The following is a 13,999-nucleotide window of genomic DNA, read 5'->3' on the forward strand; positions in this document are numbered from 1 at the left end:
CTGCGCCATGACCCTTTACGTCAACCTCGCCGAGCTGCTCGGCACGCGTATCGAACAGGGCTTCTATCGCCCCGGCGACCGGTTGCCCTCAGTGCGGGCATTGAGTGTCGAACACGGGGTCAGCCTGAGCACGGTGCAGCAGGCCTATCGAGTGCTGGAAGACGTTGGCCTGGCGATGCCCAAACCCAAGTCCGGCTACTTCGTGCCCGTAAGTCGCGAACTGCCGGAGCTGCCAGTGGTTGGCCGGCCGGCCCAGCGACCGGTGGATATTTCGCAGTGGGACCAGGTGCTGGAACTGATCCGCGCCGTACCGCGCAAGGACGTCGTGCAACTGGGTCGCGGCATGCCGGACATCACCACGCCGACCATGAAACCGCTGCTGCGCAGCCTGGCGCGAATCAGCCGTCGGCAGGACATGCCCGGTCTGTATTACGACAACATCTATGGCACCCTTGAATTGCGCGAGCAGATCGCTCGCCTGATGCTCGATTCCGGCTGCCAGTTGAGCGCCAACGATCTGGTGATCACTACCGGTTGCCACGAAGCACTGTCCACCAGCATCCGCGCCATCTGCGAGCCGGGAGACATCGTCGCCGTGGATTCGCCGAGCTTTCACGGCGCCATGCAGACGCTCAAAGGCCTGGGCATGAAAGCCCTGGAAATCCCCACCGATCCGCTCACCGGCATTAGCCTCGAAGCTTTGGAACTGGCATTGGAGCAATGGCCGATCAAGGCCATACAGTTGACTCCCAACTGCAACAACCCGCTTGGCTACATCATGCCGGAGGCGCGCAAACGTGCGTTGTTGACGCTCGCACAGCGTTTCGACGTGGCGATTATCGAGGACGATGTGTATGGCGAACTGGCCTACACCTACCCTCGCCCACGCACGATCAAATCCTTCGACGAAGACGGCCGCGTCCTGCTCTGCAGTTCTTTTTCCAAGACCCTGGCACCAGGCCTGCGCATTGGTTGGGTCGCACCGGGCCGTTATCTGGAACGGGTGCTGCACATGAAGTACATCAGCACGGGCTCTACCGCGCCGCAACCGCAGATTGCGATTGCCGAATTCCTCAAGGCCGGGCACTTCGAACCACATTTGCGGCGGATGCGCACGCAATACCAGCGCAATCGCGACGCGATGATCGACTGGGTGACCCGCTATTTCCCCGCCGGTACCCGGGCCAGCCGTCCGCAAGGCAGCTTCATGCTGTGGGTCGAACTGCCGGAGGGCTTCGATACCCTGAAACTCAATCGGGCGCTGCATGATCAAGGCGTACAGATTGCTGTCGGCAGTATCTTTTCCGCCTCGGGCAAATACCGCAATTGCCTGCGAATGAACTACGCGGCCAAAACAACCCCGCAGATCGAAGAAGCAGTGCGCAAGGTCGGTGCGACAGCTATCAAATTGCTGGCTGAGGGCTGAACGATCAGTCCAGCTGAAATCGCCCCCATGCCTGGAACGGGGTTATGTCGCGAACGCGTGTCGCTTGTGGGGAGACGAGGGTTTCGATATCCAGTTCCAGGCGCCAATGCTGGCCAGCCAGAGGCTGACCGTCGAGCCTGGGTCGGATGCGATCGCCTGGCCGCAGCAGCGCTACGTTGTGCGCGCCATCGGATTCTCTTAACCAGTTGACTGCTTGGCCATCGAGTCGTGTAGCAACCAGACGCATCTGCATAAAGCCCGGCCCGAACCGATAGTGCTGCGCGTCGACAGCCGGCGCCTCGAACCGTAGCGTCATCGGTTGCGGCTCGCTGCATTGCACGTTCAGATATATCCGCCGAATGCCGAAACTCAGAGCCGACCCCGTATTCGACGCCTGCAAGCCATCACGGGTATGCGAACCATAATCCAGCACCATGGGATTGAGCTGCATCGTGCAGTCCGCCTGCGCATAACTCGGTAGCGCGACCGGCCACAATGCCAGCAACAAGAGCCTGACAAAATCTTTCATGAACGTCCTCTGGATCAACTATCACCCGCCCGACAGGTCACTTCGGCGGCCTGGTAAGGCGCGGTGGTTTCTGGGAGTTGGCGGGTGTCGAACTCAAGCAGGCAGCGACGATCGTCGGGCAACGTCAATTGCAGCCCAAGCCACTCGGGAGCATCGGCGATGTACACCAGACCGGTCTCAACCACACTGGTCAGGTACACACCCTCGCTGTCGTACACCGCCCCTCCCTTGGGTACCCACTGCCCGGCCTCGGTTCGCACATGCAGCATCAGCCGGCGGGCGCTGCTCAGCTTAAAGTCGAGTCGAGGTACCGCGCCGCGTCCGGTTTCGATTTCCTGAAAACCATTGAGCACTTCGACATTACGCGGCAGGCTGACGGTGTCTATTTCCAGACGACTGCTCTGGTACGCCGGCAGGCTGGCCGCTACCGCCCTGCCAGTGCCATCGGTCCAGACCGGTCCCTGAGGCGTGCTGATTTTTATCCCGGCATCGGAGCCAATCTTCAGCAGACCAAAAGTATCGCGCAGTGCATAAGGTGATGGCGTGAGTCCACTTTCGTGAACAGCCACACCGCCGCGCAACGCGAAATCATAGCTGCGGGTGCCGACACTGCTGTGCGAATAGCCGAGGTCGACACTGGTGTAACGAGGCAGCAGACTGATGCGCCCGTCGAGATTTGTCTGACCGGTATCGGCACGTTCGGCATTGATGCTGTAGCTCGATGTCTCGCTGACTTGTTCGTTGTAACGTGCGCCGGTGCGCATCCCCTGCTGGCGATCCTGACGACCGTATACCCTCAGACTACGGTTTCGCCCGAGGGGAAAGCCAAGGGTGGCGTAAACGCCGGTACCGCGATCATCGTCACCACTTTCGCGTTGCACATTCAGCGACAGGTTGGCAGCACCGAATTCCCGAGACCATGAAGCACTGATCCGCGATCGATCCGGGCTACCGGCCATGGCATAGCGGGTCATCGAACCACTGAACGCGCCCCAATGCCGATCTGAATAATTAACTGAAGCACCCCATTGACGTTCTGCCCGGCCATAAGGGTCATCGTTCAGAGATTCCGACCCGATGTCCGCCAAGGTTCGAAACCCGTTAGTGCGCTGAGCTGCGGTCAAGCTGGCGGACAAGCCGGGGCCCAACGAGGTGCTGAAAGTCGCCTGCAGGCTTTGGCCCTGCCCCGCTGACGCTGTACGCGAACTCAAATGCTGAATGCTCACCATCGAGTCGCGCGTCAAGGCTTGTTGCACTCCCCAGCCCAATGACTGATAGGCGCTGCTCCCCATCCAACCGGCGGTGAATAACGAGTCCGAGCCCCACTGCCAATCCTTGCTGGCGGCAAAAAACGAGGGTGTCTCACGCTCGTCATGGGTGAACCGCCGCACCTGGCCCGCCGCGATGGCGAAGCCCGGTGGGGTCAACCCACTCAGCGGACGCACATTGGCTGCCGGCACCCGGAAGTGGCGCTGTTCGCCGCTTTCTTCGATGACTGTGACTTCAAGGTCCAGTTGAAGGCTGAGTACAGGTATATCGCGCAAGGTGAATGGCCCAGCGGGAACCAGGGTGGTGTAAATCACGACACCGCTTTGGCGCACTTCTATCCGTGACGGTGAGTAAGCTATCCCTTCGACCGCCGTTCCGACGCCGAGGCCTTCCTGACTGCGCAAGGCGAACGCTGTTTCCGGCAGGACCTGGATGCCGGTAAAGGGCTCACCGGCAAACAGCGACGAACGCATATTGAGCTGGCCAAGTTGTACATTGGCCTGATAACGCTCCCAGGTTCGCGATGCCTGGGTGTACAACGTTTCAAACCGCGCCACCCCCTCGAAGGCGGTGTAATTCTGGCGACTGCGCACGACCCAGTCTCCGGCATTGAATCCCAGTTCCGTACCCAGGTTGCGATACTGCCTGGAGGCGTCCGCGCCTGAGCTGGAAACCACTAGCGCGTCATAGTTCAACACCCCCGCCACACCACCTGACGCCCAGTTTCGCTGTAGCCGAGGCTGCGCGAGCAACAGATCAGTGGGAACCAGAAGCGCCACTTGTTGCTGGCCTGGAGAGAGTCGCACTTGCGCAGCGGCTATCCCCTCGGTTGCCCGTAAACACGCTTTGTCGTCAGCACTGTCGGGCAAACCTGGCGGCGCAGCAATACCGGCATAATCGAGCAGGTTCGCATCAAGGCATAACTGGCCTTCGTCATCGAAGGTGGCCAACACCTGCCCGATGGGCGAGCCATTGACCTGCAAGAGGACTCGCGTACGGCCGGCCTGAAAACGGGGTAAATCGCGAAAATGCTCGGCGACTTTCGGGTCGATGCCCCGGGCCTCAAGCACCGCGCGATCGAATTCGATCGGCGTTTCGCCCCAGGCTTTTCCTGTCACATCAATCACCAGAACCAGACTGCCGACCCAGCAACGTGAGCCGCCATACCAAGGCTTGCGGCGACTCATTATCGGCTGCTCAACGGCGCATCATGGCTGTCGACGGCGAATCCATAAGTAGTCGCGGGAAAAATCCGCACATGAGTGCCCAACGTCGACACGGCGGTGAGCGTCAGTACTTCGCCGGGCAGAATGTAGGTGCGCCCGAGATCGAGCATCGCGCCACTGGGGATCAAGCTCACCGATTTGGCGAGCCGCACTACATAGGGGCCGGGATTGCTCACTTGCACCCGGTCGCCAACAACGCTCCAGAGCAGATGTTTCCAGGGCGCGCGGTCCACTGCCAAGTTGGCCGGGCGCAGGATCACCGGAATGTTCTGCCGCACGCCCAGGCTGAGCCGGGCACCGTCGGCGCCTTGACGAGGCTTTATTCCCTCGAACACCACCCGTTTCAGGCGTTCGGTTTCCAGAGGTTTAGTGCTGCGCAAGATGAACCTGACCTGCTGGCTCTGCCCCGGCTCAACCCGGGCCACGGGTGGAGTCAGCAGCAACAGCGGCTCGTCATCCTCTGCGATGTGTTCGATCGTGCTGTGGAGCAATGCCGGTTGTTCGTCGGAGTTTTTGACATTGAGGGTCGCTTCGCCCAATGCCTCATCGACTATTACGACAGGGGTTTGCGGCACCATGCCAGCCGCCATCGCCAGCGCACTGAAAAATGACAGGCACAGGGCCGCAATGGCACCGAGCGCCTGCAAAGATTTAGGGGGACACATGAAGTTCTCCAGAGGGCATCGACCAGCACGGCGAACGCAATGCCTGTCGATGCCCGATAACACGCCAGGAAACGGCCAATAGCGGTATGACCGTCAGCCCGTTATGCAGCGTCGGCTCAGAGGTAGAACACGTCGAACGTCACCGAACCGTCGAGGGGAAACTCGTCGGTGGTCGCGGGCAGTTCGGAGGTCGGGCGAATAGCCGCAGCCACTTTCATCGGAAAGACATGCAGACGCGCGGCGGCCGGGCCGGCTGCTGCACCAGGCCCCCAGGAATACGAAACCGGGGCGTTGGACATCAGGCCGCTGACCGGAACTCGCCATACCGGATTGGCCGGAGAGCGCACCAGGAAAGTCTGCGGGTTGCCATCGGTCAGGGGCTGGCCGGTCAGTAGGCCGAAACCGCCGATGCCGACGCCATTCGTGCTGCCGAGGCCATAGTAAAGTTGATCACCGGAGCGGCCATTGAACGTGAGGCCCGGCACTTTGGTACCGCCCCGATTGTCCGTGACTGCAATCTCCACCGCAGCGGGTGCGTCGCATGCGATCTTCAACGTGATGTCTCGCGGCGGGAGATCGTTTTGTGTTGTCGCGCTCAACGTCGAGGAAAAGATCCGCCCCAGATCGACGTTACTGCCACCGGCGAAAGCAGGAATGCAGGAAGTCGGAATGACCGTACCGCTGATATTCAGGTCGACACTTGCCGCTTGAACGGTTAATGGAGCGATGGCTGCTGTTAAAGCGGCCATCAAAACAAGCTTCTTCATAAACACTTACCTGTGAATGGATGAAAGTACCAACGCGTCGAATGCAGCGGGAAATCAGGCTTTCTTCCGACACGTCGAATACCCGGCGATCATTCCGTTTCTTGTAGGTTTTTTATGTAGGGGAAGTCGCCATATCAATTGGGCATCGGCGGCAGAACCTGTGGCTCTTTTCGTTTCTCACCGTCGGATCCGATCAATCACAGTCATGCCACCCTTCAAACGTGTGCGATCCCAATGCCGTGCCATACTTCCGTTGACCCCGACGCGAGAAATCCTGCCTTGATACTCATTCCGGTCCGGCCCTTCGCTTTGTTGCTCGCCTTGTTGCTCGGCAGTTGCACCAGCCTTGATGTCGTCCGCGAACCGAGTCAGGCCCTACCGGCGGCGAACTCGGCGTTCGGGCGGTCGATCCAGGCACAGGCTGCCCCCCATGAGGGCCAATCGGGTTTTCGCTTGCTCTCCGATAGCGCCGAGGCCTTCACCGCCCGCGCCGAGCTGATTCGCAACGCCCAAAGCAGCCTCGATCTGCAGTACTACATCGTCCATGACGGCATCAGCACACGAATACTGGTGAGCGAGCTGCTCAAGGCCGCCGACCGCGGCGTGCGGGTGCGGATTCTGCTCGACGACACCACCAGCGATGGCCTGGACCGGATCATCGCGACCCTCGCCGCCCATCCGAAGATTCAGATCCGCGTATTCAACCCGCTGCACCTGGGCCGCAGCACCGTCGTTACGCGAACGATGGGTCGGTTCTTCAACCTGTCGCAGCAACACCGGCGCATGCACAACAAACTGTGGGTGGCGGACAACAGCGCGGCTATCGTTGGCGGGCGTAACTTGGGGGACGAGTATTTCGATGCCGAGCCCAACCTGAATTTCACCGACATCGACATGCTCAGTGTCGGCCCGGTTGCAGAGCAGTTGGGACACAGCTTCGACCAGTACTGGAACAGCGCCCTGAGCAAGCCGATCGAGCAGTTTCTCTCGACCAAGCCGACAGCCAGGGATCTGAGAAACACCCGGACCCGACTGGACGAATCCCTGGAGGAAACGCGCAAACAGAACCACGCGCTTTATCAGCAGTTAATGGCCTACACCACTCACCCGCGCCTGGATGTCTGGCGCCGGGAGCTGATCTGGGCCTGGAACCAGGCATTGTGGGACGCACCGAGCAAGGTGCTGTCCGACGGCGAACCTGACCCCCATTTGCTGCTGACCACCCAGTTGGCGCCCGAGCTCAATGGGGTCAGCAAAGAGCTGATCATGGTCTCGGCCTACCTCGTACCCGGCCAACCGGGGCTGGTTTACCTGACCGGTCGCGCCGATGCCGGCGTATCGATCAGTGTGCTGACCAACTCACTGGAAGCCACCGACGTACCGGCCACGCACGGTGGTTACGCGCCTTATCGCAAAGCCTTGCTGGAGCATGGGGTGCAGCTGTTCGAGTTACGCCGTCAGCCCGACGACAATGGAGACAACGGCGGTAGCGGATCGAACCTGTTTCACGGCGGCCGCAGCTCCTACCGTAGTTCTGACTCCAGCCTGCACAGCAAGGCGATGATTTTCGACCAACAGAAAGCCTTCATCGGCTCGTTCAATTTCGACCCGCGCTCGGTACTGTGGAACACCGAAGTCGGGGTACTGGTGGACAACCCGCAGCTCGCCGGACTAGTGCGTGAACTGGCACTGGCGGGTATGGCGCCTGCCCTGAGCTATCAGGCCCGGCTGGAAAAGGGTCAAATCGTCTGGGTCACCGAAGATGACGGCAAGCCGCACACATTGACCAAAGAACCGGGGGGTTGGTGGCGGCGTTTCAATTCATGGCTCAGCAGCATGGTCGGCCTGGAGCGGATGCTGTAGTCAGAAGGCTGGTGATGAATTGTGGCGAGGGAGCTTGCTCCCGTTCGGCTGCGCAGCAGTCGCAAATCGGCATCCGTGTTCTATCTGAATAAGCGGTGGGCATGATTCAGGGCCGCTGCGCGACCCGACGGGAGCAAGCTCCCTCGCCACAGGCAAGCCCCCTCGCCACAGGGTTGTGCAGCGCTCAGGCTGGTTCGGCAGCCACACCAAACGCCCCTTGCCGCGACACCAGAATCACCAACCCCAACGCGCCCGCCGCCATTAGCAATGGCAAGGCATGCCCGCTGATCCACTGGCTCCCGGCACCGGCCGCCAAGGGCCCGATCAGGCAACCAATTCCCCATAACTGTGCGATATGGGCATTGGCGCGCACCAAGGCATCGTCGCGATAGCGCTCGCCAATCAAGATCAGCGACAAGGTGAACAAACCGCCGGCACTGGCACCAAACAATACCCACAACGGCCAGATCACTAACGTGTCGATCAGCAACGGAATCGCCAGGCTCGACAGCAACAAGAGCATCGCACAGCCGGTGAACAACGTACGCCGTGACAAGCGATCGGCCAGCGCGCCAATCGGCAACTGCAGCAAGGCATCACCCACCACCACGGTACTGACCATCGCCAAGGCGATTTCCGTGGTGAAGCCCTGGCGCAGGCAATAGACCGGCAGCAAGGTCAGGATCATCGCTTCGAACGCCGCGAACAGCGACACCGCCCAGGCAATCGCCGGCAAGCCGCGGCAAAAGGTCAACAAGTCACCGAGGGTTACGCTGCAAGCTTCGCTGGTGGGTGCGCCGCTGCGGCCCAACAGCAGGAACGGTGACGTCATCAGCAAACCGACACCAACCCAGAAACCATAATCGTGCTCGGTGCCCAACGCACCCAACAATAACGGCCCGGCCAGCTGACTCAACGCGTAACTGCTGCCGTACAGCGCCACCAGTCGACCGCGCCATTGCTCGACCACCAGTTGATTGATCCAGCTTTCACCGAGGATAAAGACGAGGGTCAGGATCACCCCGATCATCAACCGCAACACCAACCAGACCGGATAGCTCGGCCACACTGCCAATAACCCGATGGACACCGCCCCGGCCCACAGGCACAGGCGCATCAGATTGGCCGTGCCAAGACGGGCCGCGAGGTGGCTGGAGACTTTCGCCCCCAGCAGTACGCCAATGGCCGGCATCGCCGCCATCACGCCGATCGCGAACGAGCCGTAACCCCAGCCTTCCAGGCGCAGCGATACCAACGGCATGCTGACACCCAGGGCCAGGCCGACACTCAAGACAGACGCCAAAACGGCGAAATACGTCGCCCAACGCATGTTCCACACTCCTGTGGATATTTTATGTACAGCACAAAACACTGTGGGAGCAGGCTTGTTCGCGAAGAGGCCATCACATCCAACATTGATGTTGGCTGTTACACCGCCTTCGCGAGCAAGCCCGCTCCCACAGAGGATCTGTGTCGTTCAGGAGCCCGATTTACATTCGGGCTCCTTTACTGACTTACAACTTGATCCAGGTCGCCTTCAGCTCGGTGTACTTGTCGAACGCGTGCAGCGACTTGTCGCGACCGTTGCCGGACTGCTTGAAGCCACCGAACGGCGCGGTCATGTCGCCGCCGTCGTACTGATTGACCCACACGCTACCGGCACGCAAAGCCTTGGCGGTCAGGTGAGCCTTGGAGATGTCGGCGGTCCAGACTGCAGCGGCCAGACCGTAAGGCGTGTCGTTGGCGATCTGGATGGCTTCTTCAGCGCTGTCGAAGGTGATGACCGACAACACCGGACCAAAGATTTCTTCCTGAGCAATTTTCATCGCGTTACTCACGCCATCGAAAATCGTCGGCTCAACGTAAGTGCCACCGGTTTCCTGAAGAATGCGCTTGCCGCCCACCACCAGTTTGGCGCCATCGGTGCGACCGGACTCGATGTAGGACAGCACAGTGTTCATCTGCTGGGTGTCCACCAGCGCACCGACATTGGTGGCCGGGTCCAGCGGGTTGCCCGGCTTCCAGGTTTTCAGGGCCTCGATCACCAGCGGCAGGAATTTGTCCTTGATCGAACGCTCGACCAGCAGGCGCGAACCGGCGGTGCAGACTTCGCCCTGGTTGAAGGCGATGGCACCGGCAGCGGCTTCAGCGGCGGCTTGCAGGTCCGGCGCATCGGCGAACACGATGTTCGGGCTCTTGCCGCCAGCTTCCAGCCAGACGCGCTTCATGTTCGATTCGCCGGAGTAGATCAGCAGTTGCTTGGCGATCTTGGTCGAACCGGTGAACACCAGGGTGTCGACGTCGTTGTGCAGGGCCAGGGCCTTGCCGACGGTATGACCGTAGCCCGGCAGCACGTTCAGCACACCTTTCGGAATACCGGCTTCAACCGCCAGCGCCGCAATGCGGATCGCTGTCAGCGGCGATTTTTCGGAAGGCTTGAGGATCACCGAGTTACCGGTGGACAGCGCCGGGCCGAGCTTCCAGCAGGCCATCATCAACGGGAAGTTCCACGGCACGATTGCGCCGACCACGCCGACCGGCTCGCGAGTCACCAGACCCAGCTGATCGTGCGGGGTGGCAGCGACTTCGTCGTAGATCTTGTCGATGGCTTCACCGCTCCAGCTCAGGGCTTGCGCCGCGCCGGGAACGTCGATGTACAGGGAATCGCTGATTGGCTTGCCCATGTCCAGGGTTTCGAGCAGGGCCAGCTCTTCGGCGTGCTGTTTGAGCAGGCCGGCAAAACGAATCATGGTGGCTTTGCGTTTGGTCGGCGCCAGGCGCGACCAGGCGCCGGAATTGAAAGTCGCGCGGGCGTTGTCCACGGCACGCTGGGCGTCAGCGGCGTCACAGCTGGCAATCTTGCCCAGCAGACGGCCATCGACCGGGCTGATGCACTCGAAGGTCTCGCCGGAGACGGCATCGGTGTATTCGCCATTGATGTAGGCGCGGCCTTCGATCTTCAGATCGCGAGCCCGCTGTTCCCAGTCGGCACGAGTCAGGGTGGTCATTCGAGTGTCCTCCTCTTATTGAATACGAGTGCCCCGCGTTCTATGCGGGCGCTGTCAGGAATTCTGCCCGGCCAGCCTGCTTTTCGGCTCAAGGCAACCATTACCCTAAACCAGCGGCCGGTGAAGTTTCAATATATTTGACACAAGGCTGGCAAACGGCCTTGCGATGTTCATTTTAATAAACATAGACTTTCAATTTTCCAGCGCAATCACGGGGGAATACCAGCATGAGCATTCAGGATATCGTCGATTTCAGCCAGGCCAACACCCAGCCCGATCGTTATCGGCCCGACCCTGCAAAAGTCCTCAAGGGCGACCCCGAGCAAGCGGTGTACAACCATTACAACAGCCCGTGCGGCCAGATGAGTGCAGGTGTTTGGGAAGGCGAAGTCGGCCAGTGGCGAGTGAACTACACCGAACACGAATACTGCGAAATCCTTCAGGGGGTTTCAGTGCTGCGCGACGACGATGGCAATGCCAAGACCTTGCGTGTAGGTGATCGCTTCGTGATCCCGGCGGGCTTTCGTGGGACTTGGGAAGTGCTGGAGCCTTGCCGCAAGATCTATGTGGTGTTTGAACAGAAGGCTTGAGGAGTTGTGCTGCCCCGGCCGCCCCCTTCGCGAGCAAGCCCGCTCCCACATTTGATCTGCGTCGTTCACAAATCCAATGTGGGAGCGGGCTTGCTCGCGAAGGGGCCGGTCCAGGCAATACAAAATAGACAGGCACAAAAAAGGCCCGTATCTCGCGATACGGGCCTTTTTCGTAAGAGGGAAAAATCAATTACTTGATTTTGCCTTCTTTGTAGATCACGTGCTTACGAACAACCGGATCAAATTTCTTGATCTCGATTTTGTCCGGAGTAGTGCGCTTGTTCTTGTCGGTAGTGTAGAAGTGACCAGTACCGGCGCTCGAAATCAAACGAATCAATTCACGCATGATTAGCTCCCTTAGATCTTGCCGGCTTTGCGGATTTCGGCCAGCACGACAGTGATGCCACGCTTGTCGATGATACGCATGCCTTTGGCAGATACGCGCAGACGCACGAAACGTTTCTCTTCTTCAACCCAGAAGCGGTGATGCTGCAGGTTCGGCAGGAAACGACGACGGGTTTTGTTGTTTGCGTGGGAAATGTTATTCCCAGTCACCGGACCCTTACCGGTAACTTGACATACTCTCGACATGCCTCAGCCCTCTAAAACCACATGCCCAACCCGGCATGGGTTGGCCGCTTAATCTCTCAGTCATTTGGCGCCAGGCGCCGCGTTTCTTTAGAGGTCTTACCGGCTACACCTACAGTGAAGGAACCGGGCCCCTAGAAAAGAGCGCTGCTTTATACCAGAAAGACTGGAGAGCAACAACATTCCGTGTGCGCGGACTTAATAAATTCCCCATTTTTCGGCCACCGGGCGCCTTGGATAAAGGCTGTCGCCGATTAAGACCGCTCGTCGCAGAGAATCGGCCAACCGATCGATTCCGGGTTTTCCTCGGTCCGCATCACCGAAACAAGCGCACATAGTCCCCTTAAAATGAAAAAGGGGATAGTCATTTGCAAAAGAGCCCACTAGGGTAAGACTTTTCCAGACTGCACTTGCAGATGGGCCTTCGATCTGTAAAGGAATCCGACCATGCGCCTCGCTGCCCTACCGCTGCTGCTCGCCCCGCTTCTACTGAGCCCACAGGCTATGGCCGCCGCCCTGAGCGTCTGCACTGAAGCCAGCCCGGAGGGGTTCGATGTAGTGCAATACAACTCGCTGACCACCACCAACGCCTCGGCCGATGTGCTGATGGACCGCCTCGTGGACTTCGACACGGCCAGCGGCAAAGTGGTCGCCAGCCTGGCGGAAAGCTGGGAAGTCACGCCCGATGGCCTGACCTACGTCTTCAAATTGCACCCGCAGGTGAAATTTCATCGCACCGAATACTTCAGCCCGACGCGTGACCTGACCGCTGAAGACGTGAAGTTCAGCTTCGACCGCATGCTCGACCCGGCGAACCCGTGGCACAAAGTCGCCCAAAGCGGTTTCCCGCACGCCCAGTCGATGCAGTTACCCGCGCTGATCAAGAAGATCGACGCATTGGACCCGCTTACCATCCGCTTCACCCTCGACCACCCGGACTCGACTTTCCTGCCCACCCTGAGCATGGGTTTCGCCTCGATCTATTCGGCCGAATACGCCGACCAACTCATGAAGGCCAGCACTCCGGAAAAGCTCAACAGCCAGCCGATCGGCAGCGGCCCGTTCATCTTCACACGTTTCCAGAAAGACGCCTCGATTCGCTACAAAGCCAACCCGGATTACTTTCGTGGCAAGCCGTCGGTGGACCCGCTGATCTTTGCCATCACCCCGGATGCCAACGTGCGCTTGCAGAAATTGCGCCGCAACGAGTGCCAGATCGCCCTGTCACCCAAACCTCTGGACGTACGGGCCGCGCTGAAAGAACCAACCCTGAAAGTCGAAAAGACTGACGCCTTCATGACCGCATTCGTCGGCATCAACAGCCAGCATCCGCCGCTGGATAAACCTGAAGTGCGCCAGGCGATCAATCTCGCCTTCGACAAGGCCAACTATGTCAAAGCCGTGTTCGAAGACACCGCCGAACCCGCCAACGGCCCATATCCGCCCAACACCTGGAGCTACGCCAAAGGCTTGCCGGGCTACTCGCATGACGTCGAAAAGGCCCGTGCGCTGATGGCCAAGGCCGGGCTCAAGAATGGTTTCCAGACCACCATCTGGACCCGCCCTTCCGGCAGCCTGCTGAACCCCAATCCGAGCCTCGGGGCGCAATTGCTACAGTCCGATCTGGCGGAAATCGGCATCCAGGCCGAGATTCGAGTGATCGAATGGGGCGAACTGATTCGCCGCGCCAAGGCCGGCGAGCACGATCTACTGTTCATGGGCTGGGCTGGCGACAACGGCGACCCGGATAACTTCCTCACGCCGCAGTTTTCCTGCGCGGGGGTCAAATCCGGCACCAACTTCGCCCGCTACTGCAACCAGGACCTGGACAAGCTGATCAGCGCCGGCAAGACCACCGGCGAGCAAGGTGTGCGCACCAAGCTTTACGAACAGGCCCAGGCGCTGATCCAGCAACAGGCGTTGTGGCTGCCACTGGTGCACCCGACGGCCTTCGCGCTGACACGTAAGGATGTGCAGGGCTATCAGGTCAGTCCGTTTGGCCGGCAGGACTACTCAAAAATCAGCTTCAAGCCATAAGCTACAAGCGGCAAGCTCAAGCATTCCGCGC

At 59.8% G+C, this 13,999-nt stretch carries 12 protein-coding genes; 4 read left to right on the top strand and 8 right to left on the bottom strand.

Translation table 11 applies throughout. The annotated features are described in order from the left end of the window. Positions 1–7: 7 nt before the first annotated feature. Entirely contained in the window at positions 8–1,426 is a 1,419-nt protein-coding gene (locus PMI36_RS10300; RefSeq protein WP_008073366.1) for an aminotransferase-like domain-containing protein, read from the top strand. Between the two features lie 4 nt (positions 1,427–1,430). Here the strand turns inward: PMI36_RS10300 and PMI36_RS10295 are convergent, their stop codons facing one another. The 4 genes from PMI36_RS10295 to PMI36_RS10280 form a co-directional block, all read right to left on the bottom strand. After that, positions 1,431–1,955 carry a hypothetical protein gene (locus PMI36_RS10295; protein ID WP_008073368.1) on the bottom strand — a complete coding sequence of 175 codons (525 nt, stop codon included), beginning with the start codon at positions 1,953–1,955 and terminating at the stop codon, positions 1,431–1,433. 14 nt (positions 1,956–1,969) lie between these two features. Continuing rightward, on the bottom strand, positions 1,970–4,411 hold the full coding sequence (locus PMI36_RS10290; protein ID WP_008073370.1) for a fimbria/pilus outer membrane usher protein: 2,442 nt from the start codon (positions 4,409–4,411) through the stop codon (positions 1,970–1,972). Next, on the bottom strand, positions 4,411–5,115 hold the full coding sequence (locus PMI36_RS10285) for a fimbria/pilus chaperone family protein (protein ID WP_008073371.1): 705 nt from the start codon (positions 5,113–5,115) through the stop codon (positions 4,411–4,413). The genes PMI36_RS10290 and PMI36_RS10285 overlap by 1 nt, the downstream gene beginning before the upstream one ends. Before the next feature lie 116 nt (positions 5,116–5,231). Then, positions 5,232–5,882, bottom strand: a complete 651-nt coding sequence (locus PMI36_RS10280; RefSeq protein ID WP_008073373.1) for a DUF1120 domain-containing protein — start codon at positions 5,880–5,882, stop codon at positions 5,232–5,234. Between the two features lie 234 nt (positions 5,883–6,116). Here PMI36_RS10280 and PMI36_RS10275 point away from each other — a divergent pair, with 234 nt between their 5' ends. Beyond that, positions 6,117–7,745, top strand: a complete 1,629-nt coding sequence (locus tag PMI36_RS10275) for a phospholipase D family protein (RefSeq protein WP_008073375.1) — start codon at positions 6,117–6,119, stop codon at positions 7,743–7,745. A gap of 184 nt (positions 7,746–7,929) precedes the next feature. Here the strand turns inward: PMI36_RS10275 and PMI36_RS10270 are convergent, their stop codons facing one another. Further along, positions 7,930–9,075 (bottom strand): MFS transporter, encoded by a 1,146-nt coding sequence (locus tag PMI36_RS10270; RefSeq protein ID WP_008073377.1) that lies wholly within the window; start codon positions 9,073–9,075, stop codon positions 7,930–7,932. A gap of 184 nt (positions 9,076–9,259) precedes the next feature. Beyond that, complete coding sequence (locus PMI36_RS10265; RefSeq protein ID WP_008073378.1) at positions 9,260–10,753, bottom strand: aldehyde dehydrogenase; 1,494 nt, start codon at positions 10,751–10,753, stop codon at positions 9,260–9,262. 227 nt (positions 10,754–10,980) lie between these two features. On the opposite strand from PMI36_RS10265, the gene PMI36_RS10260 reads away from it, so the two are divergent. Then, entirely contained in the window at positions 10,981–11,343 is a 363-nt protein-coding gene (locus PMI36_RS10260; RefSeq protein WP_008073381.1) for a cupin domain-containing protein, read from the top strand. Between the two features lie 190 nt (positions 11,344–11,533). Here PMI36_RS10260 and rpmG read toward each other — a convergent pair whose 3' ends face one another. After that, on the bottom strand, positions 11,534–11,689 hold the full coding sequence (gene rpmG, locus PMI36_RS10255; protein ID WP_007894709.1) for a 50S ribosomal protein L33: 156 nt from the start codon (positions 11,687–11,689) through the stop codon (positions 11,534–11,536). Between the two features lie 11 nt (positions 11,690–11,700). Next, complete coding sequence (rpmB, locus tag PMI36_RS10250) at positions 11,701–11,934, bottom strand: 50S ribosomal protein L28 (RefSeq protein ID WP_007894701.1); 234 nt, start codon at positions 11,932–11,934, stop codon at positions 11,701–11,703. 444 nt (positions 11,935–12,378) lie between these two features. On the opposite strand from rpmB, the gene PMI36_RS10245 reads away from it, so the two are divergent. Then, on the top strand, positions 12,379–13,968 hold the full coding sequence (locus PMI36_RS10245; RefSeq protein WP_008073391.1) for an ABC transporter substrate-binding protein: 1,590 nt from the start codon (positions 12,379–12,381) through the stop codon (positions 13,966–13,968). Positions 13,969–13,999: the final 31 nt, after the last annotated feature.

Origin of the sequence: Pseudomonas sp. GM79, from assembly GCF_000282495.1 — a bacterium.
Taxonomy (GTDB): domain Bacteria; phylum Pseudomonadota; class Gammaproteobacteria; order Pseudomonadales; family Pseudomonadaceae; genus Aquipseudomonas.